30 protein-coding genes and 1 pseudogene are annotated in these 26578 nt (G+C 72.3%); 10 read left to right on the top strand and 21 right to left on the bottom strand.

The genetic code is table 11. From position 1 onward, the window contains the following. Positions 1 to 301 precede the first annotated feature (301 nt). A complete protein-coding gene (locus IF43_RS41885; RefSeq protein WP_030209697.1) occupies positions 302 to 931 on the top strand; it encodes a hypothetical protein in 630 nt (209 codons plus the stop codon). 41 nt (positions 932 to 972) lie between these two features. Here the strand turns inward: IF43_RS41885 and IF43_RS0133130 are convergent, their stop codons facing one another. Further along, positions 973 to 1263, bottom strand: a complete 291-nt coding sequence (locus IF43_RS0133130; protein ID WP_234332621.1) for a single-stranded DNA-binding protein — start codon at positions 1261 to 1263, stop codon at positions 973 to 975. 283 nt (positions 1264 to 1546) lie between these two features. On the opposite strand from IF43_RS0133130, the gene IF43_RS0133125 reads away from it, so the two are divergent. After that, on the top strand, positions 1547 to 2341 hold the full coding sequence (locus IF43_RS0133125; RefSeq protein WP_234332620.1) for an XRE family transcriptional regulator: 795 nt from the start codon (positions 1547 to 1549) through the stop codon (positions 2339 to 2341). A gap of 5 nt (positions 2342 to 2346) precedes the next feature. Here IF43_RS0133125 and cutA read toward each other — a convergent pair whose 3' ends face one another. From cutA to IF43_RS0133100, 5 genes are all read right to left on the bottom strand, one after another. Further along, on the bottom strand, positions 2347 to 2667 hold the full coding sequence (gene cutA / locus IF43_RS0133120; RefSeq protein ID WP_037891107.1) for a divalent-cation tolerance protein CutA: 321 nt from the start codon (positions 2665 to 2667) through the stop codon (positions 2347 to 2349). A 170-nt stretch (positions 2668 to 2837) separates the two neighbouring features. Continuing rightward, positions 2838 to 4157: a dicarboxylate/amino acid:cation symporter gene (locus tag IF43_RS0133115; protein WP_030209689.1), complete on the bottom strand. Its 1320-nt coding sequence runs from the start codon at positions 4155 to 4157 to the stop codon at positions 2838 to 2840. 231 nt (positions 4158 to 4388) lie between these two features. Continuing rightward, positions 4389 to 4700 carry a DUF4229 domain-containing protein gene (locus IF43_RS43230; RefSeq protein ID WP_030209687.1) on the bottom strand — a complete coding sequence of 104 codons (312 nt, stop codon included), beginning with the start codon at positions 4698 to 4700 and terminating at the stop codon, positions 4389 to 4391. Positions 4701 to 5006: 306 nt separating this feature from the next. Then, complete coding sequence (mqnE, locus tag IF43_RS0133105) at positions 5007 to 6170, bottom strand: aminofutalosine synthase MqnE (protein ID WP_030209685.1); 1164 nt, start codon at positions 6168 to 6170, stop codon at positions 5007 to 5009. A 49-nt stretch (positions 6171 to 6219) separates the two neighbouring features. Next, the gene (locus IF43_RS0133100; RefSeq protein ID WP_030209683.1) at positions 6220 to 6675 is read right to left on the bottom strand and encodes an Lrp/AsnC family transcriptional regulator; all 456 of its coding nucleotides are present in this window, start codon (positions 6673 to 6675) and stop codon (positions 6220 to 6222) included. A gap of 154 nt (positions 6676 to 6829) precedes the next feature. Here IF43_RS0133100 and IF43_RS43620 point away from each other — a divergent pair, with 154 nt between their 5' ends. Next, the gene (locus tag IF43_RS43620; protein WP_267884814.1) at positions 6830 to 6964 is read left to right on the top strand and encodes a hypothetical protein; all 135 of its coding nucleotides are present in this window, start codon (positions 6830 to 6832) and stop codon (positions 6962 to 6964) included. A gap of 56 nt (positions 6965 to 7020) precedes the next feature. On the opposite strand, the gene IF43_RS0133090 is transcribed toward IF43_RS43620, so the two are convergent. The 3 genes from IF43_RS0133090 to IF43_RS0133080 are packed head-to-tail and all read right to left on the bottom strand — an operon-like array spanning position 7021 to position 10205. After that, positions 7021 to 7839 carry a UbiX family flavin prenyltransferase gene (locus tag IF43_RS0133090; protein WP_051796689.1) on the bottom strand — a complete coding sequence of 273 codons (819 nt, stop codon included), beginning with the start codon at positions 7837 to 7839 and terminating at the stop codon, positions 7021 to 7023. Positions 7840 to 7848: 9 nt separating this feature from the next. After that, positions 7849 to 8751 carry a menaquinone biosynthesis prenyltransferase MqnP gene (gene mqnP / locus IF43_RS0133085; RefSeq protein ID WP_030209678.1) on the bottom strand — a complete coding sequence of 301 codons (903 nt, stop codon included), beginning with the start codon at positions 8749 to 8751 and terminating at the stop codon, positions 7849 to 7851. After that, positions 8748 to 10205, bottom strand: coding sequence for a menaquinone biosynthesis decarboxylase (locus IF43_RS0133080; protein ID WP_030209676.1), 1458 nt, complete (start codon positions 10203 to 10205; stop codon positions 8748 to 8750). Before IF43_RS0133080 ends, mqnP begins: the two co-directional genes overlap by 4 nt. Before the next feature lie 88 nt (positions 10206 to 10293). On the opposite strand from IF43_RS0133080, the gene IF43_RS0133075 reads away from it, so the two are divergent. Further along, positions 10294 to 10629, top strand: coding sequence for a PLD nuclease N-terminal domain-containing protein (locus IF43_RS0133075; protein WP_030209674.1), 336 nt, complete (start codon positions 10294 to 10296; stop codon positions 10627 to 10629). Between the two features lie 102 nt (positions 10630 to 10731). Here the strand turns inward: IF43_RS0133075 and IF43_RS0133070 are convergent, their stop codons facing one another. From IF43_RS0133070 to hemL, 9 genes are all read right to left on the bottom strand, one after another. Beyond that, positions 10732 to 11202, bottom strand: coding sequence for a cupin domain-containing protein (locus IF43_RS0133070; protein ID WP_051796688.1), 471 nt, complete (start codon positions 11200 to 11202; stop codon positions 10732 to 10734). A 27-nt stretch (positions 11203 to 11229) separates the two neighbouring features. Further along, entirely contained in the window at positions 11230 to 11736 is a 507-nt protein-coding gene (locus tag IF43_RS0133065; protein ID WP_030209669.1) for an SRPBCC domain-containing protein, read from the bottom strand. A gap of 118 nt (positions 11737 to 11854) precedes the next feature. Beyond that, positions 11855 to 12949, bottom strand: a complete 1095-nt coding sequence (ccsB, locus tag IF43_RS0133060; protein ID WP_030209667.1) for a c-type cytochrome biogenesis protein CcsB — start codon at positions 12947 to 12949, stop codon at positions 11855 to 11857. Beyond that, positions 12946 to 14679, bottom strand: coding sequence for a cytochrome c biogenesis protein ResB (locus IF43_RS0133055; protein ID WP_078910645.1), 1734 nt, complete (start codon positions 14677 to 14679; stop codon positions 12946 to 12948). Before IF43_RS0133055 ends, ccsB begins: the two co-directional genes overlap by 4 nt. Before the next feature lie 13 nt (positions 14680 to 14692). Further along, the gene (locus tag IF43_RS0133050; protein WP_051796692.1) at positions 14693 to 15490 is read right to left on the bottom strand and encodes a cytochrome c biogenesis CcdA family protein; all 798 of its coding nucleotides are present in this window, start codon (positions 15488 to 15490) and stop codon (positions 14693 to 14695) included. A 13-nt stretch (positions 15491 to 15503) separates the two neighbouring features. Further along, on the bottom strand, positions 15504 to 16121 hold the full coding sequence (locus IF43_RS0133045) for a TlpA disulfide reductase family protein (protein ID WP_030209656.1): 618 nt from the start codon (positions 16119 to 16121) through the stop codon (positions 15504 to 15506). 55 nt (positions 16122 to 16176) lie between these two features. Then, positions 16177 to 17415, bottom strand: a complete 1239-nt coding sequence (locus tag IF43_RS0133040) for a hypothetical protein (RefSeq protein WP_030209653.1) — start codon at positions 17413 to 17415, stop codon at positions 16177 to 16179. A gap of 296 nt (positions 17416 to 17711) precedes the next feature. Further along, the gene (locus tag IF43_RS0133035) at positions 17712 to 18392 is read right to left on the bottom strand and encodes a histidine phosphatase family protein (RefSeq protein WP_030209651.1); all 681 of its coding nucleotides are present in this window, start codon (positions 18390 to 18392) and stop codon (positions 17712 to 17714) included. Continuing rightward, positions 18389 to 19717, bottom strand: coding sequence for a glutamate-1-semialdehyde 2,1-aminomutase (gene hemL / locus IF43_RS0133030; protein ID WP_030209650.1), 1329 nt, complete (start codon positions 19715 to 19717; stop codon positions 18389 to 18391). The genes IF43_RS0133035 and hemL overlap by 4 nt, the downstream gene beginning before the upstream one ends. A 589-nt stretch (positions 19718 to 20306) precedes the next feature. On the opposite strand from hemL, the pseudogene IF43_RS43225 reads away from it, so the two are divergent. Then, a pseudogene (locus IF43_RS43225) lies at positions 20307 to 20744 on the top strand (hypothetical protein); the annotation flags it as partial. Positions 20745 to 20914: 170 nt separating this feature from the next. Beyond that, entirely contained in the window at positions 20915 to 21475 is a 561-nt protein-coding gene (locus tag IF43_RS0133020) for a GNAT family N-acetyltransferase (RefSeq protein WP_078910644.1), read from the top strand. 7 nt (positions 21476 to 21482) lie between these two features. Here IF43_RS0133020 and IF43_RS0133015 read toward each other — a convergent pair whose 3' ends face one another. Then, positions 21483 to 22058 carry a TIGR03086 family metal-binding protein gene (locus tag IF43_RS0133015; RefSeq protein ID WP_030209640.1) on the bottom strand — a complete coding sequence of 192 codons (576 nt, stop codon included), beginning with the start codon at positions 22056 to 22058 and terminating at the stop codon, positions 21483 to 21485. 85 nt (positions 22059 to 22143) lie between these two features. Here IF43_RS0133015 and IF43_RS0133010 point away from each other — a divergent pair, with 85 nt between their 5' ends. Next, positions 22144 to 22752 carry a GNAT family N-acetyltransferase gene (locus IF43_RS0133010; protein WP_030209637.1) on the top strand — a complete coding sequence of 203 codons (609 nt, stop codon included), beginning with the start codon at positions 22144 to 22146 and terminating at the stop codon, positions 22750 to 22752. Positions 22753 to 22960: 208 nt separating this feature from the next. On the opposite strand, the gene IF43_RS0133005 is transcribed toward IF43_RS0133010, so the two are convergent. Next, the gene (locus IF43_RS0133005) at positions 22961 to 23899 is read right to left on the bottom strand and encodes an NADP-dependent oxidoreductase (RefSeq protein ID WP_030209634.1); all 939 of its coding nucleotides are present in this window, start codon (positions 23897 to 23899) and stop codon (positions 22961 to 22963) included. 150 nt (positions 23900 to 24049) lie between these two features. On the opposite strand from IF43_RS0133005, the gene IF43_RS0133000 reads away from it, so the two are divergent. Both IF43_RS0133000 and IF43_RS0132995 read left to right on the top strand, forming a co-directional pair. Then, on the top strand, positions 24050 to 24454 hold the full coding sequence (locus IF43_RS0133000; protein WP_030209631.1) for a helix-turn-helix domain-containing protein: 405 nt from the start codon (positions 24050 to 24052) through the stop codon (positions 24452 to 24454). Between the two features lie 126 nt (positions 24455 to 24580). Beyond that, positions 24581 to 25312, top strand: a complete 732-nt coding sequence (locus tag IF43_RS0132995) for a Mut7-C RNAse domain-containing protein (protein WP_030209628.1) — start codon at positions 24581 to 24583, stop codon at positions 25310 to 25312. 107 nt (positions 25313 to 25419) lie between these two features. Here IF43_RS0132995 and IF43_RS0132990 read toward each other — a convergent pair whose 3' ends face one another. Beyond that, complete coding sequence (locus IF43_RS0132990) at positions 25420 to 25899, bottom strand: hypothetical protein (protein WP_078910643.1); 480 nt, start codon at positions 25897 to 25899, stop codon at positions 25420 to 25422. A 274-nt stretch (positions 25900 to 26173) separates the two neighbouring features. Here IF43_RS0132990 and IF43_RS0132985 point away from each other — a divergent pair, with 274 nt between their 5' ends. Continuing rightward, positions 26174 to 26509 carry a YnfA family protein gene (locus IF43_RS0132985; RefSeq protein WP_030209622.1) on the top strand — a complete coding sequence of 112 codons (336 nt, stop codon included), beginning with the start codon at positions 26174 to 26176 and terminating at the stop codon, positions 26507 to 26509. Positions 26510 to 26578: the final 69 nt, after the last annotated feature.

The raw sequence follows: 26578 nt of genomic DNA, 5'->3' as shown, positions 1-26578 counted from the left end.
CCACCGACGGCGTCACCGCCAACGACACCGCCAACGGCGGCTCCGGCTTCGACACCTGCACCACCGACCCCGGCGACACCCGCATCAGCTGCCCCTGACACCAGAACCCGACCGAACCGGCGGGATCCACCCCACCCCGACCCACCCGCAGCTCCCCGACCCACCCCCGCAGCTCCCCGGCCCTCCCCGCAGCTCAAATCTCCCTCAGGAGTGCCGGGTTCCTCTACCCGGGTCGATCAAGAGCCTCCTACGGTGGCGCCCACAGGCCCCCGTGGGGGGCTCTCGACCGTCCGGAGCCGTGATGCGCGCGACCGCCCTCCTCCCCCTGACCGTCCTGGCGGGCTGCCTCGCCCTGACGGCCTGCACGGCCACCGCCCCGAGCACGCAGGCCCCCACACCCGCCCGCTCGGCCGCCACACCCGCCCACCCGGACCCGGCCGCCGCACCCGCCCACTCGGCCGCCCGCCCCGCGGACGCCGCACACACCACCACGCCCCACGACGCGGGGAACACGCCGACCCGCGCGACCCTCACCAAGGCCCCCGCCGGCTCCGGCGCCCGCACCCTCCTCACGGTCGCCCCCACCACGGGCTCCAAGTCCTACGACCTCGACGAGGCCCTGCCTCCGGGCGACCTGGCCGTCGAGTTCGCGTGCGAGGGCCGCGGCAAGGTCGAGGTCGCCCTCGGCCCCCGCGACGAGGACACCTTCGGCGGTCCCGCCTCCGGCGAGTCGCCGGAGCGGGCCCGGGACACGGACGTGGCCTCGGCCTCAGTCGAAGTCTGCTCGCCCGGCGCCGTCACCCCTCGCGGGGACGTCATCGCCCTCTCGGAGGCCACCCGCCTCACCGGCGTCACCGTCACCGCCTCGCCCGGGGTCCGCTGGGCCCTCACCGTCTCCCACGGCCCCGCCTCGAAGCCCCCCACCACCTGACCCCGGCCCTCCCACCCGGCACACACCGAAGCCCCGTCTCGTCAGTCGGACCGGTCAGCGATCACGACGCGGTGGAAGTCCGTCACGATCCGCCGGAAGCCGTTGTGCCCGCGGCGTCGCGTGTGCGCGACACACCAAGCGGTCACGGCGAGTTCATCCTCCAACGGACCCGGGCCGTCCAGGCACGTCGTGCACTCGATCTCCGTAACCGGCCCGGTCCCCCGGCGGTCGGGGGTAAGTAGCCAGTCCGCTCGAGTCGGCTTGCTGGCACGCGGCGAGGGCAGCGTGACCACCTTCGACAAGATCGTCACGATCGCCGATGCCTTGCGCATCCCCGGGTACTTGCTCGGCCTCGCCCCCCGTTGGTGGGAGACAGGACAACCCCTCCCTCCGACCGGGCGCGGCGCCACGGGCGCGACGGGAGGAGGGGACTCAGTGGACCGCAGAGACTTTGTACGGGCCAAGTCCGGCACCGGGTTGGCCGTGGCTCTGCCCGGTCTCCAGCCCATCAGAGCGGCTGGACGCGTATCCCGCGGACTCCCACAGAAGCTCAGACAGCGCACAGCACGTCTTCGCCGCCTGGACGACGTCCTTGGCGGCGGTGACACCTTCCGGGTGTACGTCGGGGAGTACCAGGCGACCAAGGGCATCCTGCGCGAGGCCAGTTACACCGAGGAGACGGGGCGCGAGCTCCTGTCTGTCCTGGCGGAGCAGGCCCAGCAGGCCGGGTGGGCCGCGTTCGACAGCGGCAAGCAGGCAGAGGCGAGGAGCCTTTACGAGGCCAGCCATGCCGCTGCCAGCGAGGCCGGCGACCGATCCTTGGCGGCGAACGCCCTCGCGTTCCTGGCCTACCAGCGCAGCGACGGTGATCGTGGTGCTGGCGTGGACATCGCCACCCGCTCCTGCCAGACGGCCGGGCCAGAAACCCCGTCCACGGTGCGTGCCCTCCTTCACGAGCGCTGCGCTTGGGCCCACGCCCTCACCGGCGACGCCGCGCAGACCGAGTCAGCCCTCAGCAGCGCCCAGCAGGCCCTCAGCGAGAACCACGGCGAGGACCAGCCGGACTGGGCTTCCTGGGTGGACGAGACCGAGCTGCTGATCATGACGGGGCGGTGTTGGACGGAACTCGGGCGGCCCCTCCGGGCCGTCCCCGCCCTGGAAAAGGCTCTGCGTGAATACGACGACACCCACGCCCGCGACAAGAGCTTGTACCTGACGTGGCTGGCGGACGCCTACCTCTCGGCGGGCGAGGTCGAGGAATCCGCTCACGTCATCGGGCGAGCGCTCGACCTCTCATACGGTGTCGCGTCGGTGCGCCCGCGGCAGCGGATCGAACCGGCCCTGACCAAGCTGAGCGGATACCGGACCGTGCCTGCCGTGGCCGATGTCCTGGAGCAGCCCGGAGCCTGAGTCGATCAGTCCCGGGGCTCCGGTGCCGTGGTCGTGGCCACCCAGCGCAGGTACGCCGCCGATCCAGCCGCGATTGGAACGGCCGTGATTTCCGGGTTCTTCCAAGGGTGCTGGTCCAACAGGTGCCGTTCCAGGTCCGCGTACCGGTCCGCGCGGACCTTGAACAGGAGCTGCCACTCCTCCCCCGTGCCGAACTTCCCCTCATGCCAGAAGGCCGACAGCGCGGGGCCGATGATCTGCGCCCCCGCCGCCAGCCGCGCCGAGACCGTCGAGCGTGCCAGCCCCTCCGCAGACGACCGGTCTCCTGTTGCCGTCGACACCTGCAAGAACTCAGAAATGGACCGGAGCCTGTCCTCCGATCGCCAACAGGCCTGCTGGAGAAGCCGACTTCTGCCGGTCACCCCGGTCCGGGGGAACCGGGACCACTCTGGACACGCCGCAGCCCCCGCCCGGCAGGGAACGGGGGCTGCGGCGAGTGCAGAGCCTGGCGCGGGGGTCAGGCAGCGGCCGGGAGGGTGGCCTGCTGCTCGGCCTCGTAGGCCGACGGGCCGTCCAGTGGGGAGGACGACGCCGCGGCGTACGCGTCCTTGTCGAGGATGCCCTCGCGGGCGGCGACCACGACAGGTGTGACAACTTGGCCAGCGACGTTCGTGGCCGTGCGCATCATGTCGAGGACCGGGTCGATGGCCAGCAGGAGGCCGACGCCCTCCAGGGGGAGCCCCAGCGTCGACAGGGTCAGCGTCAGCATGACGGTGGCGCCGGTGAGGCCCGCGGTGGCGGCCGAGCCGACCACCGACACGAACGCGATCAGCAGGTAGTCGCCCACGCCGAGCGGCACGTCGAAGATCTGCGCGATGAAGATCGCGGCGAGCGCCGGGTAGATGGCGGCGCAGCCGTCCATCTTGGTGGTGGCGCCGAAGGGCACGGCGAAGGAGGCGTACTCCTTCGGGACGCCGAGCCGCTCGGTGACCTTCTGGGTGACCGGCATGGTGCCCACCGACGAGCGCGAGACGAAGGCCAGCTGGATCGCGGGCCAGGCGCCCTTGAAGAACTGCAGCGGGTTGACCTTGGCGACGGTCGCGAGCAGCAGCGGGTAGACGCCGAACATCACCAGCGCGCAGCCGATGTAGACGTCCGCGGTGAAGGTGGCGTACTTGCCGATCAGGTCCCAGCCGTAGTCGGCGATGGCGTAGCCGATGAGGCCGACGGTGCCGATCGGGGCGAGCCGGATGACCCACCACAGCGCCTTCTGGAGGAGCTCCAGCACGGACTCGGCGAGGGTGAGGATCGGCGCGGCCTTGTCGCCGAGCTGGAGCGCGGCGATGCCGGCGACGGCGGCCATGAAGACGATCTGCAGGACGTTCAGCTCGGTGAACGGCGTGATGACGTCGGTCGGCACGATGCCGGTCAGGAAGTCGATCCAGGAGCCGGTGTGCTTGGGCAGCCGGCCGTCCTTGGGCGTCAGGCCGGTGCCGGCGCCGGGGTCGGTGAGCAGGCCGAGCGCCAGTCCGATGGAGACCGCGATCAGCGACGTGATCATGAACCAGAGCAGCGTGCGCGAGGCCAGCCGGGCGGCGTTGTTGACCTTCCGCAGGTTGGTGATCGAGACCAGGATCGCGAAGAAGACCAGCGGGGCGACGGCCAGCTTCAGCAGCTGGACGAAGAGGTCGCCGACCTTCTCCAGGGTGGTGTGGAGCCAGCTGATGTCCTGGCTGCGGGCGAGCCAGCCCAGGAGGACGCCGAGCACCAGGCCGGCGACTATCTGGACCCAGAAGGGGATTCTTGCGGCGGTCTTGGAGATCGCGGACACGGACAACACTCTCCGGCAGATGACATGTTTAGACCACTCAAAGCTAACACCTGAACTTTGAGATCCTCAAAGCCTCACTTTGAGACTGTTTAGAGTCGAATCACCTGCACCGGACGCCCCACCGGCCCCGGATGCGACGAAGCCCCGGCGCTGGAGCGGAATCTCCGGCGCCGGGGCTTCGGCGGAAAAGCTGCGCGAGGACTCGCGAGGACTACGGGAGTGTGAGCAAGCTCGCGCTCACGAGGCGGCGCGGGCGGCGTCGTCGGCCTCGTCCTCCCGGGTGCGGTTGTCGGCGAGCTTCGCCTTCATCCCGGTGACGCGTTCGCTGATCTGCTGGGACATCTCGTCGCGCTGCTTGCGCAGGAGCACGAAGGACAGCGGGGCGGAGACCACGAGCGAGAGCAGCACGACCCAGACCAGGTTCGAGTCACCCAGGCCCGAGGGCAGGATCTGGAGCTTGACCAGGCCCAGCACGGCCAGGAAGGAACCGACGAAGATCGCGAACCGCATGGCGGTGTAGCGGACGGTGGCGCTCGGCTTGGGAGCCACGGCAGGCCTTCTCTCTCCCGGTGGGGGTAGTCGTGCCCGTCCAGTGAAGCACGCCGCGCTTACGGACAAGTCCGGCGGGGGTTGTCCGCCGGAGCCGGCCGCAGCGCCGCCGGCGGGACCTTCGGCGCCGCCCGCTCCCGCGGGTCCCACAGCACCGCCGTCCCATCCCCGTCGCCGCCATCCCGGTCCCCCCTCGCCGCCGCCCTGGTGGTCCGGGTGGACCATCCCGCGCCAGCGGGAAAGCGCCCAGGTCCGGGATCCGGACCTGGGCGCTTCAGCACACTTCACCACCCCTGCGAGGCGACCTCAGACGCGCATCGGCTGCGGCGACTCGCGCAGCGACGCGTCCGGGCCCGGGTACTCGCGGATGACCTCGTAGCGCGTGTTGCGCTCGACCGGCCGGAAGCCGGCCTCGCGGATCAGCTCCAGCAGGTCGTCACGGCCGAGCTTGTTCGGGGTGCCGTAGTTGTCGGCATCGTGCGTGATCTTGTACTCGACCACCGAGCCGTCCATGTCGTCCGCGCCGTGCTGCAGCGCGAGCTGCGCCGTCTGCACGCCGTGCATGACCCAGAAGACCTTGACGTGCGGGATGTTGTCGAACAGCAGCCGGGAGACCGCGAAGGTCTTCAGCGCCTCGGCGCCCGTCGCCATCTGGGTCCGCGCCTGGAGCGTGTTGCGGACCTTGCCGTCCTGCATGTCCACGAAGTCGTGCTGGTAGCGCAGCGGGATGAAGACCTGGAAGCCGCCGGTCTCGTCCTGGAGCTCGCGCAGCCGCAGCACGTGGTCCACGCGGTGGCGCGGCTCCTCGATGTGCCCGTACAGCATCGTGCACGGGGTCTTCAGACCCTTCTCGTGCGCGAGCCGGTGGATGCGCGACCAGTCCTCCCAGTGGGTGCGGTGGTCGACGATGTGCTGGCGCACCTCCCAGTCGAAGATCTCCGCGCCGCCGCCGGTCAGGGACTCCAGCCCCGCCTCGATCAGCTCGTCGAGGATCTCGGAGGCGGACAGGCCCGAGATGGTCTCGAAGTGGTGGATCTCCGTGGCCGTGAACGCCTTCAGCGAGACGTTCGGCAGCGCCTTCTTCAGCTCGCTCAGCGAGCGCGGGTAGTAGCGCCACGGCAGGTTCGGGTGCAGGCCGTTGACGATGTGCAGCTCGGTGAGGTGGTCGTTCTCCATGGCCTTGGCCAGGCGCACGGCCTCCTCGATGCGCATCGTGTACGCGTCCTTCTCCCCCGGCTTGCGCTGGAAGGAGCAGTACGCGCAGGACGCGGTGCACACGTTCGTCATGTTGAGGTGGCGGTTGACGTTGAAGTGCACCACGTCGCCGTTCTTGCGCGTGCGCACCTCGTGGGCCAGGCCGCCGAGCCAGGCCAGGTCGTCCGACTCGTAGAGGGCGATGCCGTCCTCACGGGTCAGCCGCTCGCCCGAGCGGACCTTCTCCTCCAGCTCGCGCTTGAGCCCAGCGTCCATGCCGCGGTCGCCTCCTCTATGTGTCCTGCAACCCTGCCCCACCGTACTCTCAGGCCTCCTCCGGCAGATCGCCGACCCGGTTCTCCCACTTCGTGGACAGCACGATCGTGGTACGGGTGCGCGAGACGCCCTTGGTGCCGGAGAGCTTGCGGATGATGCGCTCCAGGCCGTCCACGTCGCTGGCGCGGACCTTGAGCATGTACGAGTCGTCGCCCGCGATGAACCAGCAGTCCTCGATCTCGGCCAGGTCGCGCAGCCGGCGCGCCACGTCCTCGTGGTCGGCGGCGTCGGACAGCGAGATGCCGATGAGGGCGGTGACCCCCAGTCCGAGCGAGGCGGCGTTGACCGTCGCGCGGTAGCCGGTGATGACGCCCGCCGACTCCAGGCGGTTGATCCGGTCGGTGACGCTGGGGCCGGAGAGGCCCACGAGACGGCCCAGTTCGGCGTACGACGCCCGGCCGTTCTCCCTCAGTGCCTGGATGAGCTGCCTGTCCACCGCGTCCATAGGTCTGGAGCCTTCCATTGTTCAGCGATCCCGCGATTTTACGTATAGAATCTAAGGCATGCAGGGCCGACACCCTGCGAAACCCCCAGCAAAACCGGGGGATGTTCAGCGAATCTTTCAGCAGATCAAAGACGATCTTTGGAGTGATCCCACCGTGTACACGATCGAGATGGCCTACGCGCACATGCGACAGCTCCAGGAGCTGGCCAGCCGATCCCGCACCGACCAGCCCGCCGCGGCCCGCCGCGTCGACAAGATGCGCGCGCCCCGGACCGCCAAGAAGCGCTAGTCCGCGGCCGACCGGCGCGCGGTGCGCCGGCCCCCACCGGGCCGGCCGGCACCCCGCTAGTCCGCAGCCCGGGAGCCACCGAGCTCTCCTTCCCAACGGCGGTACAGCCGGTGCGGCACCTCTGCCGCATCGAGCACCCGCCCCGCGACGAAGTCCACGAGATCCTGGATGTGCGTCGCACCCGCGTAGAACGCCGGAGAGGCGGGCAGCACCACGGCGCCCGCCTCGTCCAGCGCCACCAGGTGCTTCAGCGTCTGGCCGTTCAGCGGGGTCTCCCGCACCGCGACCACCAGCCGGCGCCGCTCCTTGAGCATCACGCTCGCCGCCCGCTGCAGCAGGTCCTTCGACAACCCCAGCGCCACCCCGGCCACGCACGCCGTGGACGCGGGCACGATCAGCATCCCCTTCACCCGGTACGAGCCCGACGACGGCCCCGCCGCCAGGTCACCGGCCGCCCAGTACCGCACGCCCCGGCCGGCGCCGCCACCGTGCCCCTCACCGTCGCCGCCACCGCGGGCGCCACCATCCGCGCCACCGCGACCATTTGCGCCGCCGTCACCGTCACCGGCGCCACCGCCGGCACCGCCCCCGAGCGCGTCGTACACCCAGGGGAACGTGTCCGGCTTGCCGTCCGCTCCCCGGGCCAGCCACGCCGCCAGGTCCTCGCGCCAGCGCGCGTCGCGGAACGCGATGCCCGTCTCGTCCAGGAGGGTGAGCCGCGAGGCCCGGCTCACCACCAGGTCCACCGCCTCCCCGGCCGCCAGCAACCCCCGCAGCACCGCCGCGGCGTACGGCGTGCCCGAGGCGCCGGACACCCCGACTACCCACGGCACGCGCCCGCCCTCGGCGCGGCCTTCCGCCCTAACCTCAGTCATGACTCGAGCCTAGAGCGTGAGCCCGCGCACCAGCAGGTCCGCGAGGGCGCACACGAAGAGCGCGATCCCGATGAAGCCGTTCACCGTGAAGAAGGCGCGGTTGAGCCGGGAGAGGTCCTTCGGCGTGACGATCGAGTGCTCGTACCCGAAGGCCGCCGCGACGACGATCAGGCCGGCCCAGAAGAGCGCGCCCGCGTCCGTGGCGACCGCGTACCAGGCGAACAGCGCCATCGTGACGACGTGGCAGGCCCGCGCGCCCCACAGCGCCGCCGGGATCCCGAAGCGGGCCGGCACCGACATGACGCCCTCGGCCCGGTCGGCCTGCACGTCCTGGCAGGCGAAGATCAGGTCGAAGCCGCCGATCCACACGCCGACCGCCAGCCCCAGGAGCACCGCGTCCCAGGACCACCCCCCCGTCACCGCCAGCCACGCGCCCACCGGTCCCATCGCCTGGGCCAGGCCCAGGATGGCGTGCGGGAAGTTCGTGAACCGCTTGCCGTAGGGGTAGACCACCATCGGTACGACCGCCACCGGCGCCAGCGCCAGGCACAGCGGGTTGAGCAGCGCCGCCGCCCCGAGGAACACCGCCACCGCGATGCCCGCCCCGGTCCACGCCGACCGCACCGAGACCGCGCCGGTCACCAGCTCGCGGCCCGCGGTCCGCGGGTTGCGGGCGTCGATCTCGCGGTCGATGATCCGGTTGGCGGCCATGGCGAAGGTCCGCAGGCCCACCATGCAGACGGTCACCAGCAGCAGCTTCACCCAGTGGACCTGCCGGTCCAGCTCGAACATCGCGCTCAGCGCGGCGATGTAGGCGAAGGGCAGCGCGAAGACCGAGTGCTCGATCATCACGAGGCGCAGGAACGCCTTCGTACGCCCCGGCGTGGCGCCGGGGACGGCAGCGGTGGTCACAGCCCGTATTCCTTCCAGCGGCGGTCCACCAGGGCCGCCGTCGCCGGGTCCGACTCCACCATGTCCGGCCAGCCGCCGTCCCGGGTGTAGCCCTCCTCCGGCAGCTTCTTCGTCGCGTCGATGCCCGCCTTGCCGCCCCAGAACTGCTGGTACGAGGCGTGGTCGAGGTGGTCCACCGGGCCCTCGACCACGGTCAGGTCGCGGGAGTAGTCGGTGTTGCCCAGCGCCCGCCAGGCGACCTCGTGCAGGTCGTGGACGTCGCAGCCGCTGTCCACCACGATGATCAGCTTGGTCAGCGACATCATGTGCGCGCCCCAGATGGCGTGCATGACCTTCTGCGCGTGCTTGGGGTACTTCTTGTCGATCGAGACGATCGCGCAGTTGTGGAAACCGCCCGCCTCGGGCAGGTGGTAGTCCACGATGTCCGGCACGATGATCTTCAGCAGGGGCAGGAAGAACCGCTCGGTGGCCCGTCCCAGCGGCCCGTCCTCGGTCGGCGGCCGGCCGACCACGATGGACTGCAGCAGCGGGCGCTTGCGCATCGTCACGCAGTCGATGGTCAGGGCCGGGAACGGCTCCTGCGGGGTGTAGAAGCCGGTGTGGTCGCCGAAGGGGCCCTCGGGCAGCGTCTCCCCCGGCTCCAGCCAGCCCTCGACGACGACCTCGGCCTGCGCCGGGACCTGGAGCGGCACGGTCTTGCAGTCGACCATCTCGATCCGCCGGCCCGCGACGAACCCGGCGAACAGGTACTCGTCGATGTCGCCGGGCAGCGGCGCGGTGGAGGCGTACGTCACGGCCGGCGGGCAGCCGAAGGCGATCGCGACCGGCAGCCGCTCGCCGCGCCTGGCGGCCACCGCGTAGTGGTTGCGGCTGTCCTTGTGGATCTGCCAGTGCATGCCGATGGTGCGCTTGTCGTGGCGCTGCAGCCGGTAGAGGCCGAGGTTGCGGACCCCGGTCTCCGGGTGCTTGGTGTGGGTCAGGCCCAGGTTGAAGAAGGACCCGCCGTCCTTCGGCCAGGTGAAGAGGGCCGGCAGCCGGTCCAGGTCCACCTGGTCCCCCGTCAGGACGACCTCCTGCACGGGCGCGGCCTCGGACTTCACCTTCTTCGGCGGCACGTGCACCATCGAGCCGAGCTTGCCGAAGGCCTCGCGGACGCCGATGAAGCCCTGCGGGAGCTCCGGCTTGAGCAGGCCGCCGATCTTCTCGCTGATCTCCCCGTACGACTTCAGGCCGAGCGCCTTGAGCAGGCGGCGGTCGGTGCCGAAGACGTTCATCGCCAGGGGCATGTCGGAGCCCTTGACGTTCTCGAAGAGCAGCGCGGGCCCGCCCGCCTTGTTCACTCTGTCGACGATCTCCCCGACCTCGAGGTAGGGGTCCACTTCGGCCTTGATGCGCTTGAGGTCGCCCTCCCGCTCCAGGGCCCGGAGCAGCGAGCGGAGATCGTCGTAAGCCATGCAGGCCAGTATCCGCCACGCACTACCCTGGGAGCGTCACCGGGGCCCGCGGGGCCCCGCCACCGCTTCGGGGGGTCGGACTCACACCGTGCTGCGCTATCTGCCGTTCCTGCTGGTCCTCGCCCTGACGATCTACGCCTTCGTCGACTGCCTGAACACGCCCGAGGAGGAGGTCAGGCACCTGCCGAAGGTGGTGTGGGTGATCATCATCCTGCTGTTCTCGATCGTGGGCCCGGCGGTCTGGCTGCTGGCCGGCAGGAAGCGCGCGGCCGCGGGCGGTTCCGGGGCGGAGCGGGGCACCACCCGCTGGGTGGCCCCGGACGACAACCCCGAGTTCCTGCGCTCCCTCGACGAGGACCGCAAGCAGCAGGGCAACCGCGACCGGGACCCGGGCCGCGACGCCGGTCCGGACGAGCGCCCGTAACGCCCCGTCACCTGGGAGCGCGGCACCTCGGAGCGCGACCACTCGGAGCACGGCACCTCGGAGCACGTCACCTCGGAGCACGTCACCTCGGAGCGCGGCACCTCAGAGCGCGGCGGGCGGCCGCATCTCCAGCCCGTACCGTGCGGTGACCTGGAGGATGTGCTCCAGGTCCGGCTCGGTCTCCGGAGGCAGCTCGCGCCGCTCGGCCGGCACGCCCATCTCGGCGAACATCCGGTCGACGTTGGCCCCGGGCGCGTAGGTGACCAGGAGCCGCACCGTGCTGGTGGGCTCGAACCGCTCCCAGTGGCCCGCCGGGATGTGGAAGAAGTCCCCGGGCCCGCACTCGACGATCTCGTCCTCCAGGTGCAGGCGGACCGTCCCCTCCAGGACGTAGCAGCTCTCGGTGCCGGGGTGGGTGTGCAGCGGCGGGCCCCAGCCCTCCGGGACCGTCATCCGCATGACGGCGAAGGCACCGGCCGTCTCCTCGCTGGCGGCGATCACCTCGTACAGGCTGTTGAGGACCCAGTAGGCCGGGGCGTCGCCGTCGTGGCGCACGTGCGCGTGCTTCGCCATGGGTGTGCTCCTTCCGCCCGGGCGCGCCTACTGCTGCCCGTAGTGGGCGCGCAGGGTGCGCCACCTCTCGTCGGTCCACCGCTCCCAGTCCGCGGGGCGGCCCTGGAGGGCCTCGGCGAGGAGTTCGAAGTGCGCGTGCCAGCCGGCCAGGGCGTCGAGGCGGTCGGCGTCGGAGCCGGCCCGCTCGTTGGTGAACCGCAGGACCGTGCTCTCGGGTCCGGACGCCTCCAGGTGGAAGCGGAGCCGGCCGTGCACGGTCACCGTGTACTCGGCGACGCGTTCGACGTCCCAGGCGGTGATGCGGCCCGAGGCGGTCGTGCCCGTGTCGAGCCAGCGCAGGACGACCCGCCCGCCGATGCGCCGCTGCAGCTCGTCGGCGGCGGCCAGCCAGCCGCGCAGTCCCTCGGCGGTGGTCAGGGCCGCCCACACCGGCTCGTAGCCGTGCGGGAGGTTGACCTCGAAGCGCAGCCGGAACCGGTCCGCGCCCCGGCGCTCGCTGGCCACCCGGCCGATCGCGGACAGGGATGCGGTCATGCCACCAGCGTCACCCGTTCGGCGGTACTTCGCACGCGGGCGCGCACGGGTCGGGGACGCGCGCGGGGGCCGCCGCGGGGGTCCCGCGACGGCCCCCGCGGGGTCCGCGTGCCGTGCGTCAGACGCCGGCGTACGAGTGCTTGCCGCTGAGCAGGATGTTCACGCCGTAGTAGTTCCAGATCCAGCAGGCGAATGCGAACAGCGCCAGGTAGGCGGCCTTGCGGCCCTTCCAGCCGGCCGTCGCGCGGGCGTGCAGGTAGCAGGCGTAGGCGACCCAGGTGACGAAGGACCAGACCTCCTTGGGGTCCCAGCCCCAGTAGCGGCCCCAGGCGTCCCCGGCCCAGATCGCGCCCGCGATGATCGTGAAGGTCCACAGCGGGAAGACGGCCGCGTTGATGCGGTACGAGAACTTGTCGAGGCTCCCGGCGGCGGGCAGCCGCTCGAGGACCGAGGTCGCGAACCGGCCGGGCTGCTCGCCGCGCTCCAGCTTGGCCTCGTACGAGTCGCGGAAGAGGTAGAGCAGCGTGCCGACGGCGCCGATGTAGAACACCGCGCCGCAGATGATCGCGGTGGAGACGTGGATGTACAGCCAGTACGAGTGCAGCGCCGGAACCAGCTGGTCGCTGTCGGTGTACAACCAGGTGGTGGCGATGCCGAGGTCCAGCAGGACCGTGGTGACGAGCACCAGGCCGATCCAGCGGACGTTCTTCTTCAGGGCGAGGAGGACGAGGTACGCGCCGACGGCCACCGTGGAGAAGGTGATCGAGAACTCGTACATGTTGCCCCAGGGGGCCCGCTCGACGGACAGGGCGCGGGAGACCACGCCGGCGGCCGCGATGAGGAAGCCGAGGGTGGTCAGGGAGACCGCGATCCGCCCGTACAGGTCGCCCTTCTCGGTGCCGCCGGCGGCACCGGGGCCGTCGGGCAGGTCACGGCTGCCGGCGGCGGCGCGGGTGACGACCTTCGGCTTGTCGAGGACCGCGGTGCCCCCCTTCGTGCGCACCGTGACGGCGGGGGCCGCTGCGGCCCCCGCGGTCCGGGACCCGGCGCCGGTCAGCGCGGCCGCGGTGCGGCCGACCTTGCTGCGGCTGCCGAAGACCCACTCGGCGATGTGCGCGAAAAAGGCGAGCGTGTAGACCGCCATGGACGAATAGACCAGCACGTTGCTGATGTGCGCCAGGTTCTCGTTGGCGGCTACTGCGAGCTGCGTCATGCGCGCTCTCCTTCGGCAGCGGTGTCGACTGCGGGGTCTGCTTCGGTTTCGGCTTCCGCGGGCTCGGGCGCCGTCGGCGCCGCCTCGGAGTTCAGGGTCAGGGCCAGGTCGCCCAGCTCCTCGGGGAGCTTGGCGGACTCGCTGCGGCCCAGGCCCGCCATCAGGACGACGGTGGTGCCGCGGTCCGTGACCGCCCGGACCCAGATCCGGCGCCGCTGGATGAACAGCGAGCCGGCCAGGCCCAGGACGGCGGCGATCGCGCCGGTGAGGGCGAGACCGCTGCCGGGCTGGTGGGTGACGGAGAAGGTGGCCCAGCGGCCGATGCCCTCGAACTTCACGGTGCCCGCGCCGTTCGGCAGGGTCATGGACTCGCCCGGCAGCATGCGGACCGCGAACGGCTTGCCGTCCTTGTCCTTGAACTGCGTCATCTTGGACGTGTCCAGGACGTACACGTTCTGCGGCAGGCCCGCGTCCACGCCGAGGCTGCCGTGGTAGCCCGTCAGCGCCAGCGCCGGGAAGTCCAGCCCCGGGTACTGGGAGAACATCGTGCCCCGGCCCGCGCCCGCGAAGGTGGGCACGAACACGCCGGAGAAGCCGAGCTGCTCCTTCTTGCCGTTCTTGTCGCGGTAGCCGTCGTTGACCTTGACCGCGCCGGTGGAGGTGAGGTTCGCGTCCTGCGGCAGCATCGGCACCGCGTCCTTGAAGACGACCTTCCCGCGGGCGTCCGTCACCGAGATGACCGGGGCGTAGCCGTGGCCGAGCAGGTAGATCTTCGAGCCCTCGATCTCCAGCGGCTTGTTGACCTGGATCTCGGTCTTCTTCGGCGCGCCGTACGCGCCCTCGCTGTAGGTGACGTACGCCTTGAAGTCGCGCGCGGTGCCCTTCTGCGGGCCGCTGCGCTCGTAGGTGGCGTCGAACTCGTCCAGGGTGAAGCTGAACGGCGGCAGGTCGTCGGCGGTGAAGAGGCTGCCGGACTTGAAGTCGTCGTACTGGGTGAGCGTGTTCGAGAACCCGCCGCCCTGGAGGACGAGCTTGCCGCCTTCGGAGAAGAACAGCCGGCCCCAGGCGAACGCCACCAGCATCACGATGAGGGCGACGTGGAAGAGCAGGTTGCCGGCCTCGCGCAGGTAGCCCTTCTCCGCGGCGACGGCGTTGCCGGTGGCGTGGACGCGGTAGCCGCGCTTCTTGAGCAGCTGCCCGGCGGCGGCGAGGACCTCGTCGGGGTCCGTCCCGGTGCGCCAGTGGGTGAACGCGGGCAGGCGCTCCAGGCGCTTGGGCGCGCCCGGCGGGCGGCCGCGCAGCTGGCCGACGAACTGCCAGGAGCGCGGCACGATGCAGCCGATGAGGGAGACGAACAGCAGGATGTAGATCGCGGAGAACCACACCGAGCTGTAGACGTCGAAGAGCTGGAGCTTCTCGTAGACCGGCGTGAGGGTGGGGTGGTTGCGCTTCCAGTCGGCGACCTTGAGGAGGTCGACGCTGTTCTGCGGGACGAGGGAGCCGGGGATGGCGCCCAGCGAGAGCAGGAACAGCAGGATCAGCGCGACCCTCATGGAGGTCAGCTGCCGCCAGGTCCATCGGGCCCAGCCGAGCAGGCCGATGCCGACGGGGTCGCCGGGGCTGTCGTCGAGGGGGGCGGTGGACAGCTGGGCGCCGGCCGCCGCCTCGTCGACGGTGGTGCCGGCGGGGTCGCCCGCCGCGGCACCCGTCGTCTTGTCGGTCGTACTCATTCGTCGTCCGTCCTCAGATCCCGACCGTGAAGCCGTCGCTCCAGCCCTGCATTTCGCCGATGATGCTGTCCCACGTTCCTGTGACGAGCAGCAGGCCGGTGAGGATCAGCATGCCGCCGCCGATCCGCATCACCCACGCATAGTGCTTCTTGACCCAGTCGAAGGCGCCGAGCGCCTTGCGGAAGGCGACGGCGGTGAGCACGAACGGCACGCCGAGGCCGAGGCAGAAGACGGTCGTCAGGAGTGCTCCGCGGGCCGCGCTGCCCTGCTCGAAGGCGAGGGAGGTCGCCGCGGCGAGGGTGGGACCCATGCAGGGGGTCCAGCCGATGCCGAAGAGCACGCCGAGCACGGGGGCGCCCAGCAGGCCGGCGGCGGGCTTCTTGTGGAAGCGGAACTCGCGCATCGTCAGGCCCGGGATCCAGCCCATGAAGAACAGGCCGAGGAGGATCACGAGCCCGCCGAGGACCCGGGAGATGACCTCCTTGTGGGCCTGCAGGGTGTCGCCGAAGTACCCGAAGAGCGCCCCGCCGGAGACGAACACGGCGGTGAAGCCGAGGACGAAGAGGCCGGCCCCGGCGACCATCCGGCCGCGGCGGGCCTCGGCGAGGTCGGCGCCGCCGACCCCGGTGACGTAGGACAGGTAGCCGGGCACGAGCGGCAGGACGCAGGGCGAGAAGAACGAGACCAGGCCGCCGAGCAGCGCCAGCGGGACGGCCAGCAGCAGCGCTCCGCTGTAGACGGTCTGGTTCACGCCGGTCTCGGCGGCCAGCTGGAGGACGGCCGGGGCCGTGCCGGAGCCTTGCGGGGTCACGGGGAGCACCGGGTCACTTCTCCGCGAGTACGGGCTCGATCATCTTCCGCAGGGTCTCCTCGTTGACCGCCAGCAGCGAGCGGGCGGCGATCCGGCCGTCCCGGTCGAGGACGAGGGTCGAGGGGATGGACTGCGGGTTCAGGGTGCCCTTGGGGAAGCGGAGCATCAGCTTGCCGTTGGGGTCGTACAGGCTCGGGTAGGTGATGCCGAAGTTCTCCTCGAAGGCCTCGGCGGGGGGCTTGGAGGCGTCGCGGGTGTTGATCCCGACGAACTCCACGCCCTTGGCCTTGAGCTCCTTGGAGACCTTCGCGAAGTGCGGGGCCTCGGCGCGGCAGGGCGGGCACCAGGAGCCCCAGACGTTGAGGACGACGACCTTGCCCTTGAGGGAGGTGACGTCGAGCCGCTGTCCGTCGACGGTCCCGCCGTCGAGCTTGGGCGCCTCGCTGCGGTCGGCCTCGGCCACCGTGGAGACGCCGCCCTTGCCCTGGACGTAGTTGGTGCCGGAACCGGAGGACGTCCCGCCGGAGGCGCCGCAGGCCGTGAGGGCGAGGGCGCCGGCGAGGGCCGCCGCGGTCGGCAGCAGGACGCGGCCGCGTGCGGTGCGGCGACGGGGGGCGCGGCTGAGGCTCATGTGAAAAGTTTCGCATGGGCGAATTGCCGATCTTCCGCGCCCCCCGCGGGCGCGGCTAGGCGCTGGTGAGGAAGGTCTTCCAGCCGCCGGCGGGGCTCTGGCCGGGCTGGAGGGTGCGGAGCTTGGCGAGGACCTTGGGGTCCTGGACGTCGAGCCAGTCCACGAACTGACGGAACGATACGAGCCGTACGTCCTTTTTGTCCGACATGGACTTCAGGGCTTCCTCGACGGCGTCCATGTAGATGCCGCCGTTCCACTGCTCGAAGTGGTTGCCGATGAACAGGGGTGCGCGGTTGGTCTCGTACGCGCGCCGGAAGCCGTTGAGGTAGGCGCCGGTGGCCTGGGTGCGCCAGCCGGGGTAGTTGGCCGGGACGCCGCGGGTGGTGTTGCCCGACTGGTTCGCCAGGATGTTGTAGTCCATGGACAGCACCTCGAAGGAGTGCCCGGGGAACGGGAGCCCCTGGAGGGGCAGGTCCCATACACCCTGCTTCTTGTCGGGCCACGCCTGGACGCCACCGGGCGAGGAGGCGTCGTAGCGCCAGCCGAGCTTCTGCGCGGTCGGCAGCAGGTTGTCCTGGCCCTTCAGGCACGGGGTGCGCGCGCCGACCAGCTCCTTCGAGTAGTCGAAGGGCAGCGGCTCAAGGTCGGTGATGCCGGTGTTCGTCCTCCACTTGGTGACGAACGACACGGCCTGGTCTATCTCGTCCTGCCAGTCGGCACCGGTCCAGTGCTCGACGGAACCGGAGCCGCCGCAGAAGTGCCCGTTGAAGTGGGTGCCTATCTCGTGCCCGTCGAGCCAGGCCTGCCGCACGTTCTTGATCGTCTCGCGGACGTGGCCGTCGGTGAGGTAGCCGATGTCGGAGGCGCCGACGGGGTTGTTCGGCGGACGGTAGAGGCTCTTCTTCGACTCCGGCAGGAGGTAGAGGCCGGAGAGGAAGAAGGTCATGGCCGCGCCGTGGTCCTTGGCCACCTTCAGGAAGCGCGGGAAGAGGCCGTTGCCGACCTCGCCGGCCCCGTCCCAGCTGAAGACCACGAACTGCGGCGGGGTCTCGCCCGGCTGGAGCGGCACGGGCTTGGCGGGCTGGTGGGGCTGCGGCCCGGTGTCGGCGGTCGAACCGTCACCTATGAGCTTTGCGGGAGGTTCTGATGGTTCGCCCGATTTCTCCCCGCCCTTCCCGATCGGACCGAGAGCACCCTTGCCGGCCTCGCCCCCCGCACTGCAGCCCGCGACCCCCACCGCGGCCGCCGCCCCAAGTCCCAGACCCAGCGCACCTCGTCGACTGAATTCGCGCATGTCACCGTCCCCGTCGTCCACGCGAAGATCTCACCCTGTCCATATAAGCGGACAAATGGAGAGAGGCCTTCCCCCAACACGGTGGTTCCCGCGGGCCCGGTATTTATTTCGGCAAAGCCGGGGCGCGCGTGGCGCGAAGACGCCGGCGGGGCCGGAGACCTCCGGCCCCGCCGGCGCGTGAGGCGCGGGGTCGCGATTCCGGCCCCGCCGGCGCGTGAGGCGCGGGGTCCGGGGGCGGAGCCCCCGAACGGCCCGGCGCGCAGCGCCCGGGCACGGGGCCCGGGGCGGAGCCCCGATCAGGCCCCGAAGGCCTTGGCCTTCCCCTTCACCGGCTTCGCACCCGCGAGCAGGTGCGCCGGCACCAGGTCCCGCGCCGGCTCGCTGTAGCCCACCGACACCAGCTGGTCGCCCTGGTACGTGAACGACGTCAGCGAGGCAAGCGTGCACTGCCGGCGCCGCGGGTCGTGCCACAGCCGCCGCTTCTCCGCGAAGCTGCGCACGATCCAGATCGGCAGCTGGTGGCTGACGGCGACCGCCTCGTGCCCGCGCGCCGCGTCCTTGGCCGCGTCCAGCGCGGCCATCATCCGTACCACCTGCTCGATGTACGGCTCGCCCCACGACGGCTTGAACGGGTTCGTCAGGTGCTTCCAGTTCGCCGGCTTGCGCAGCGCCCCGTCACCCACCCCGAACGTCTTGCCCTCGAAGACGTTGCCCGCCTCGATCAGCCGCCCGTCCGTCGCGACGTCCAGCCCGTGGCCCTTGGCGATCGGCTCGGCCGTCTCCTGGGCCCGCTCCAGCGGGGAGGCGACGACGTACGTGATGTCGCGCCCCTCCAGGTGCTCGGCCACCTTGTCGGCCATCCGGCGCCCCAGGTCGGACAGGTGGTAGCCGGCCCGGCGCCCGTAGAGCACGCCGTCGGGGTTGTGCACCTCGCCGTGCCGCATCAGGTGGACGACCGTGATCTCGTCGCCGCTCATGCGCCCGCCTCCGCAGTGGCCTCCGCGGCCGCCCGGGCCGCCGCGGGCAGCGCGGCGGCGATCCGCTCCACGGCCCGCCCGTCGTGCGCGGTCGAGACGAACCACGACTCGAACGCGGACGGCGGCAGGTACACGCCCTGCGCCAGCATCGAGTGGAAGAACGCGGTGAAGCGGAAGGACTCCTGCTTCTTCGCGTCGTCGTAGTTCCGCACCTCGTCCGGGGTGAAGAACACCGAGAACATGTTGGACGCGGTCTGCAGCCGGTGCGCCACGCCCTCCTTCGCCAGCGCCTCCGTGACCAGGCCCTGGATCTCCGTCGAGACGGCGTTCACCTTGTCGTACGCCGCCCCGTCGAGCAGCCGCAGCTGCGCCAGGCCCGCCGCCGTGGCGACCGGGTTACCGGAGAGGGTGCCGGCCTGGTAGACGGGGCCGGCCGGCGCCAGGAACGCCATCACGTCGCGGCGGCCGCCGAAGGCCGCCGCCGGGAAGCCGCCGCCCATGACCTTGCCGAAGGTCATCAGGTCCGGCGTGACGCCGTCCACCCCGTACCAGCCGGCGCGGCTCGTGCGGAAGCCCGTCATGACCTCGTCGGAGATGTACAGCGCACCGTTCTCGCGGCACAGGTCCGCCAGGCCCTGGTTGAAGCCCTCGCCCGGGGTCACGACGCCCATGTTGCCCGGCGCCGCCTCGGTGATCACGCAGGCGATCTCGCCCGGGTGCGCGGCGAAGGCCGCCCGTACCGCGTCCAGGTCGTTGTACGGCAGCACGATCGTGTCGCCCGCCTGCGCACCGGTCACGCCGGGCGTGTCCGGCAGCGCGAAGGTGGCCAGCCCGGAGCCGGCCGCGGCGAGCAGCGCGTCCACGTGCCCGTGGTAGCAGCCGGCGAACTTCACGACCTTGGCCCGGCCCGTGAACCCGCGGGCCAGCCGGATCGCCGACATGGTCGCCTCGGTGCCGGAGGACACCAGGCGCACCTGCTCGACCGGCGCGATCCGCGCCACGATCTCCTCGGCCAGCGCGACCTCGCCCTCACCGGGCGTACCGAAGGAGGTGCCGCGGGCCACCGCCTCCTGCACCGCCGCGATCACCTCGGGGTGGGAGTGTCCGAGGATCATCGGCCCCCAGGAGCACACAAGATCGACATACTCGCGTCCGTCGGCGTCGGTCAGGTACGGACCGGTACCGGACACCATGAACCGGGGCGTACCGCCCACGGCCTTGAAGGCGCGGACGGGAGAGTTCACGCCGCCGGGGGTCACGACTGCCGCCCGGTCGAAAAGAGTCTGCGAAACTGGGGCCTGGTATGGGTAGCTCACATCAGCCATGGTGTCAGAGGCCCGGGCCGTCTCGCGGACAGGTGTGGGCCGGGTGTGTGCGCATCGGGTTTCACCCTCGTGTCGCGGGGGAGGTCACTGCCATGATGATCAGGCCGGTCCGGAGGCATCCGGACGGCCGGTAGAGCGGTCGGGTGGATATATGCAACGCGGTGGTGGACCGGGCGAGGGCATGGACGGCCTCGACCCGCAGCGCGCCCGCGAGGCCCGCGAGGCCCGTGCCCGCCGCGGCAAGCACCGTCGCCACGCCGGCGGCGACCCGGCAGCGGAGCAGCCGGGACCGACCGGGGCACCCCGTCCGGGCGCCTCGGACCCCGCCCGCCCGGCGGGCCCCGGCGCGAGCGGCGGCCCCGGTACGAGCCGGACCGGCACGGCCGGCAGGCCGGGCACCCCGGACCAGTCCCTCACCGCCGGCCCCGGCACGGGTACCGGCCCCGGGCCGGGCACCGACGGCGGCGGCGCCACGGGCTCCGGGACGGGCACCCCCGCCGGCCGGGCCGCGGGCCGCCGCGCCCGCTCCGGCGCCAAGCCGCCGTCCGAGACCACCGAGACCACCGACACCGCCTTCGGGGGCCGCGGCATGGGCGTGACGTACAAGTACTTCGGCGCACCCGACGGGGCGACCGCCGCCCGCGTACCGGTCACCATGCGCCCCGAGGAGCTCGGCGGCGACGAGCTCGGCATGGGCGGCATGTTCACCAAGATCAAGCCGGAGACGGTGGCCGCGATGGTCCTCACCGGCATCGAGGGCATACCGCTGCACAAGGTCCCGCCGCTGGAGCTGGTGGTCCTGCACCCCGACTACGCGGTGGTCAAGCTGCCCATGACCGTGGTCGACCCGCTGCGCGGCATCGGCGAGGAGTCCGTGGGCGCGGCCGCCTTCATCTGGTCCACCGTCCCGGACCGCGGCGGCCCCCGCGACGCCTTCAACGTCTACCAGCTGCTCCACGAGTGGCAGCAGTTCAGCGAACGCCTCCACGAGAACGGCCACCAGCCGTACTGCCTGGTCTGGCCCTGAGCGACCACGCCCCCGGTCACCCGCCGACGCGGCGGATCCGCGCCCCGAAGCCCTGACCCCGGCACGGCGAACCGCCCCGGGACCGCACCGGGACCGCACCGGGCCGGACCCGCCCACGCACCCGCCGCCGCCCCCTCGCCCGCCCACCCCCTTTCGGCCATACTCGCCGCATGCACGCCGATGACGCCGCCCGCACCCCCGCCGGCTCCCCCACCGGCGCCCCCGCGCCCGAGGCGCCCCGCACCCGGCCGCCCCTCCCCGTCACCCTCCGCGAGCTGCGCGACTCCGACCTGCCCACCCTCTACGAGGACCACCTCGACCCCGAGTCGAACCGGATGGCCGCCTTCACCCCCGCCGAGCCGGCGGACTGGGAGACGTACCGGGCGCGCTGGGCACGCCTGAGCGCCGATCCGGCCGTCGTGATGCGCGTCATCGCCGGCCCGGACGGCGAGCCGGTCGGGCAGGCAGCGGTGTTCGGCCCGCCGGAGGAGCGCTCGGTCACCTACCGCGTGCGGCGCGCCCACTGGGGGCGCGGCGTGGCCACCGCCGCCCTGCGCCAGCTGCTGGACCTCGTCCCCGAGCGCCCCCTGCACGCCCGGGCCGCCTGCGACAACGCGGCTTCGCTGCGGGTGCTCCGCAGGTGCGGGTTCGTGGTGACCGGCACCGAGACGAACCACGCCCCCGCCCGGGGCGCGGAGATCGACGAGCACCTCCTCCTACTGGAGGCGTGACGGCCGCTCAACTCCAGTACGGGTCGCGGCCGGTGGCGGCGAGCAGCTCCTCGAACGGCGAGGGGTCGGCCGCCGTGTGCACCGGCTCGTCGAACATGCCCGCGTCGCGCGCGGCCGGGGCGAGCTCGTCGATGACCGCCGCCAGGGTCGCCACCCCGGCCGGGTCGGGGACGTACTCCTGCCCGGTGGCCCGGGCGAGGTCCCAGGCGTGCACCGTCAGGTCGAGCAACGCCATGCAGCCGACCGTGCGGGCGGGCTGGTGCATGGCTCCCGTGGTGCCCTCCTCGGCCCCGGGCGCACCCCAGGCCGACACCAGCCGGTCCACTTCGTCGGCGAACCGCTCGCGCCAGTCGCTCGTACCGAGGTAGTCGGGCTTCTCGGCGAACGCGCTGGGCTTCTTCCCGCCCAGCCTCGTGAAGTTGACGACCACGTCGAAGAAGTGGTCGAGCAGCTCCCGCACGCTGTAGCCGGAGCAGGGCGTCGGCCCGCCGAGCTGCCGCTCGTCCACGCCGCGCACGACCGGCACGGCCCGCGCGGCCGCCGCCGCGAGCAGGGAACTGATGCTGTGCTGCTTGTCGTCCATGCCGGAACCGTAGGCTCCGTCCGCCTCGCCGGTGCGCCGGACACGTACCCGCTCCACTGTCGGCGGCGGGCCGTACGGTGGTCCCATGGGGATCTCCGTACGTCTGGAAGCCTGGGGCGAGGAAGACTTCTGGCTGCTGCTGCGCAAGAACGAACCGGCCATGACCGCGTACCTCGGCGGCCCCGAGTCGGACGCGAAGCTCGCCGACCGGCACCGCCGCTACCTGGCCCTGAGCGCGGGCGATCCGACGGCCGGCCGCATGTTCCGGGTACGGGCGACCGGCCTCGACCCGGCGGGCGCGGTCACCGTCGGCACCATCGGCTTCTGGGGCCGCACCTGGCGGGGCGAGGAGGTGTACGAGACCGGCTGGGGCGTCCTCCCCGAGCACCAGGGCCACGGCCTGGCCGCCCTGGCGGCCCGCGCCCTGATCACCCACCTCCGTACGCCGGCCGCGCCCGGACCGGACGCCCCCGGCACCGAACCGTCCGCCGGGGCCGCCCCCGGCACCGCGGCCGCCCGAATGCGCCGCCACCTGCACGCCTATCCGTCCACGGACCACCACGCCTCCAACGCGGTCTGCCGCAGGGCCGGGTTCACCCTCCTCGGCCAGGCCGAGTTCGAGTACCCCCCGGGCCACTGGCACACGAGCAACGACTGGTGCGTCGACCTCGCCGCCACCCCACCGGGCCCCTGACACGGCCCGGGACCCACCGCACCGAGGGCCCGCTCCGCACACCGTCCGGCACCCCCCCACCCGGCGATCGGCCCCGCACCCCGGTCCGGGGCCCGAACCGAACCCGCCGGGCCGGCCGCCCCCTCCCCCGAACCGTCACCGGAGCGCCCGCCCCCCGTCCGGGCGCCCCGGCCGACACGACACCGGGGGAACACCCTCGGAGGACCGCTCAGGCGACCAGCACCACCCGCCCCCGGACCCCGCCCTTGCCCTGGACCGCGTGCGCCTCGGCCGCGTCGGCCAGCGCGTGCACGGATCCGACCCGGAGCGTCAACCCGCCCGCGTCGACGAGGGCGACCAGCTGCGCGAGGTGCGCCCCGTCGGCCGCCACCTCCTGGGCCCCTACACGGACACCGCGCACGGGCGCGGGCTCGGCGCCGGGGTGGACGCCCACGTACGCGCCCCCGTCCCGCACCCACTCCAGCGCCGGCTCCCCCAGCACCGCGAAGTCCAGCACCCCGTCCACCGAGCCGGGCTCCACCGCCCCGCCCCGCGGTACGAAGCGGGCCGCGCCGAGCGACCGTACGAGCTCCTCGTCCGCCTCCCCCGCCAGGGCCGTCACGACCAGGCCCGCTCGCGCGGCCAGTTGCACCGCGAGCCCGCCCACCACACCGGCGGCGCCGGTGATCAGCACCGAGTCGCCGGCCCGCAGCCCGGACTGGGCCAGCGACCGCGCCGCGGTGAGCCCGCTCAGCGGCAGCACGGCGGCGTGCGCGTCGTCCACGGTGACCGGCGCAGCAGCCAGCGCACCCACGTCGAGGACGACGAACTCGGCGTGCGTGCCGAGCGCCTTGACCGCCCCGTAGTGCAGCCCGACCACCCGGTCCCCCACCGCCCACCGGGCCGCCCCCGCACCCCCGTCGGCCACGACGTCCCCGGCCCCGACCCCCGGTCCGAGCGCGTCGATCTCCCCGGCCACGTCCCAGCCGAACCCGATCCGCTCCCCGCCCCCGCCGAAGACACCGGCCCGTACCGCCGCGTCGACCGGGTTCAGCGCGGCCGCCCGCACCCGAACCCGCACCTGGCCCGGACCCGGCTCCGGAACCGCCGTCTCGACGACCTCCAGCACCTCGGGACCGCCGAACCCGTTCGCGATGACCGCTCGCATTTCCCGTACCTCCGTCAGGTCGACTCTCGTAGCCTGGGGGCGCTCCCCCCGATGCGCACTAACCTACGGAGGGCGCTTTCCTTTCGTAAGTACGCACTTCAAAGTGCGTACCCCACCCCGGGGTACCCGGGAACCGGGAGGCGATCAGTCATGACCACGCAGAGCGCCACCGCCCGCCGCACCGCGGCCAAGGACGCCTTCGACGCGTTCCTGCGGGACTGCCCCACCAGCCAGGTCCTGGCCCGCATCAGCGACAAGTGGGCCGGGCTCATCCTCAGCGCACTCGCCCCCGGCCCCCAGCGCTACAGCGACCTGGGCCGGGCCATCGCGGGCGTGAGCCAGAAGATGCTCACCCAGACCCTGCGCTCACTGGAACGCGACGGACTCGTCGAACGGACCGTCACCCCCGGCGTCCCGCCGCGCGTGGACTACGAGTTGACCGACCTCGGCCACAGCCTCACCCTGCTGTTCGGCTCCGTGAAGGAGTGGTCGGAGAGCCACATCGGCCAGATGACCGCCGCCCGCGAGGCCTACGACCGCGCCCACACCGACTGAGACGCTCCCCACGCCGCCGACGGCCCCGGCAGGCGGTGCCGGGACCCACCCCCGAAGCGAGCCCACCCTGCCCCCGGCCCCCAAAACCCCTCGGCTCTCCGACCCGCCCAGTGGCATGCTGGCCCCGTGAACGGACCGGAGATCGCCCTGACCCTCGCCCCCGAGCTGTACCTCTTCGCGGCGCCCGACCGCCGCGCCGCCCGGGTGCGCACGGTCACCGACGGCTCGTCCAGCCTGGGCCACGTCGTCGAATCGGCCGGCGTCCCGCTCACCGAGGTCGGCCGGCTCCTCGTCGACGGCCACGAGGTCCCCGCCTCCCACGTCCCGCGCGCCGGCGAGTCCGTCGAGGTCGAAGGCGTCGTACGCCCCCAGCGCGTGCCCGGTGCCCCGCTCCGCTTCCTCCTCGACGTCCATCTCGGCACGCTGGCCCGCCGACTGCGCCTGCTCGGCGTCGACGCGGCGTACGAGAACGAGGACATCGGCGACGCGGCCCTCGCCGCCCGCTCCGCCGCCGAGCGCCGCGTCCTGCTCTCACGCGACCGCGGACTGCTGCGGCGCCGCGAGATCTGGGCGGGCGCGTACATCTACAGCGACCGTCCGGACGAGCAACTGCGCGACGTCCTCGGCCGCTTCGCGCCCGAGCTCGCGCCCTGGACCCGCTGCACGGCCTGCAACGGCACGCTGCGGCCGGCCGCGAAGGACGCCGTCGTCGACCGCGTCGAGCACGGCACGCAGCGGACGTACGACGTCTTCGCCCAGTGCGCCGACTGCGAGCGCGTGTACTGGCGCGGCGCCCACCACGCGAGCCTGGAGCGGATCGTCACCGACGCCCTGGACGAGTTCGGCAACGCGGCCTGACCGCAGCGCGCCCGGCCCGCACACCACGCACGTCCCGCACCCGAGCGCCCCCGAGCCGGCGGCCCGTGGCCCAGCCCACCCCAACCCCTGCCCACCCATCCTGCCCCTCAAAAGGCGTACGTATCACCGGTGTCCAGCGCCAGCACGGCGTGCTCGTTGTTCTCCAGCTCCGTGTCCGTCGCCCCGCCGTTCCACCAGGTGTCGATCCGCAGGACCGCCTCGGCCGGCCGCTCCTTCAGCAGGAGCACCAGACCGATGTGCCGGCCGCTGCCCTGCACCGGCAGCGCGCCCGTCTCGCAGACCACCACCCGCGCCTCGACCCGGGCGCACCCCTCCGCCAGGCGCTGCCGCTCCGCCAGGTCCACCGACAGGCGCAGCCGCACCGTAGCGTTCGGGAGCGGCGCCGGACCGTGGTTCTCGGGCACCAGCCAGATGCCCAGCCGACCCGCGGCCAGCGACACCTGCCCGTGGTACGCCACGTCCGCCTCGGGCATCACGGGCTCGCCGCCGCTGCCCGCACGCGGGATCGCGACGGCCGTACCGGCCGTGCACACCCCCGCCACGACCGCGGACAACGCCGCGGCCACCACCACACCTCGCGCGGCACGCCCTACCGACCCGGCACGCGCGGTACGCCCAGTACGCATGCCCCGCACGATAGGCAAACCGAAGAACCACTCATCGGATTACCACTCCTTCGTGGACGCGCCGCTCCCCCATCCGCCACGACCGCGACCACCCCACCCATCACCCCGCCCACCACCCGCACCCACCACAACCGCACCCACCACCCACCACCCACGACCCACCACCCACACGCACCCACCCCGTCGGCCCCGCCCCGCTGGCAAGCTGGCGCCCATGCTGATCGCCCGCTCCGCCGCCCTCTTCCTCCTCGCCGCCGTCCTCGAGATCGGCGGCGCCTGGCTCGTCTGGCAAGGCGTGCGCGAGCACAAGGGCTGGCTCTGGATCGGCTCCGGCGTCGTCGCCCTCGGCCTCTACGGCTTCGTCGCCACCCTCCAGCCCGCCGGCGACTTCGGCCGCGTCCTCGCCGCGTACGGCGGCGTCTTCGTCGCCGGCTCGCTCGCCTGGGGCGCGGTCGCCGACGGCTACCGCCCCGACCGCTGGGACATCACGGGCGCCCTGGTCTGCCTGGCCGGAATGGCAGTGATCATGTACGCACCCCGCGGCCGCTGAACACCCACCCACTCCACACCCGCCGCACCCACCCAGCCACCCGGCAAGCCACCGGGCCCACCCCCGCCC

The sequence above is a fragment of the Streptomyces sp. NRRL S-87 genome (assembly GCF_000719335.1).
Classification (GTDB): Bacteria; Actinomycetota; Actinomycetes; order Streptomycetales; family Streptomycetaceae; genus Streptomyces.
This window is presented reverse-complemented; position numbering and strand designations above follow the sequence as displayed.

Bases quoted from the DNA above. Each gene is read 5' to 3' on its own strand.
- IF43_RS41885 (WP_030209697.1), top strand. From the start codon at position 302: ATGCGCGCGACCGCCCTCCTCCCCCTGACCGTCCTGGCGGGCTGCCTC.
- IF43_RS0133130 (WP_234332621.1), bottom strand. From the start codon at position 1,263: ATGCGCAAGGCATCGGCGATCGTGACGATCTTGTCGAAGGTGGTCACG.
- mqnE (WP_030209685.1), bottom strand. From the start codon at position 6,170: ATGGACGCTGGGCTCAAGCGCGAGCTGGAGGAGAAGGTCCGCTCGGGC.
- IF43_RS0133100 (WP_030209683.1), bottom strand. From the start codon at position 6,675: ATGGACGCGGTGGACAGGCAGCTCATCCAGGCACTGAGGGAGAACGGC.
- IF43_RS0133090 (WP_051796689.1), bottom strand. From the start codon at position 7,839: ATGACTGAGGTTAGGGCGGAAGGCCGCGCCGAGGGCGGGCGCGTGCCG.
- IF43_RS0133080 (WP_030209676.1), bottom strand. From the start codon at position 10,205: ATGGCTTACGACGATCTCCGCTCGCTGCTCCGGGCCCTGGAGCGGGAG.
- IF43_RS0133070 (WP_051796688.1), bottom strand. From the start codon at position 11,202: ATGGCGAAGCACGCGCACGTGCGCCACGACGGCGACGCCCCGGCCTAC.
- IF43_RS0133065 (WP_030209669.1), bottom strand. From the start codon at position 11,736: ATGACCGCATCCCTGTCCGCGATCGGCCGGGTGGCCAGCGAGCGCCGG.
- ccsB (WP_030209667.1), bottom strand. From the start codon at position 12,949: ATGACGCAGCTCGCAGTAGCCGCCAACGAGAACCTGGCGCACATCAGC.
- IF43_RS0133055 (WP_078910645.1), bottom strand. From the start codon at position 14,679: ATGAGTACGACCGACAAGACGACGGGTGCCGCGGCGGGCGACCCCGCC.
- IF43_RS0133045 (WP_030209656.1), bottom strand. From the start codon at position 16,121: ATGAGCCTCAGCCGCGCCCCCCGTCGCCGCACCGCACGCGGCCGCGTC.
- IF43_RS0133040 (WP_030209653.1), bottom strand. From the start codon at position 17,415: ATGCGCGAATTCAGTCGACGAGGTGCGCTGGGTCTGGGACTTGGGGCG.
- IF43_RS0133035 (WP_030209651.1), bottom strand. From the start codon at position 18,392: ATGAGCGGCGACGAGATCACGGTCGTCCACCTGATGCGGCACGGCGAG.
- hemL (WP_030209650.1), bottom strand. From the start codon at position 19,717: ATGGCTGATGTGAGCTACCCATACCAGGCCCCAGTTTCGCAGACTCTT.
- IF43_RS0133020 (WP_078910644.1), top strand. From the start codon at position 20,915: ATGCACGCCGATGACGCCGCCCGCACCCCCGCCGGCTCCCCCACCGGC.
- IF43_RS0133015 (WP_030209640.1), bottom strand. From the start codon at position 22,058: ATGGACGACAAGCAGCACAGCATCAGTTCCCTGCTCGCGGCGGCGGCC.
- IF43_RS0133010 (WP_030209637.1), top strand. From the start codon at position 22,144: ATGGGGATCTCCGTACGTCTGGAAGCCTGGGGCGAGGAAGACTTCTGG.
- IF43_RS0133005 (WP_030209634.1), bottom strand. From the start codon at position 23,899: ATGCGAGCGGTCATCGCGAACGGGTTCGGCGGTCCCGAGGTGCTGGAG.
- IF43_RS0133000 (WP_030209631.1), top strand. From the start codon at position 24,050: ATGACCACGCAGAGCGCCACCGCCCGCCGCACCGCGGCCAAGGACGCC.
- IF43_RS0132985 (WP_030209622.1), top strand. From the start codon at position 26,174: ATGCTGATCGCCCGCTCCGCCGCCCTCTTCCTCCTCGCCGCCGTCCTC.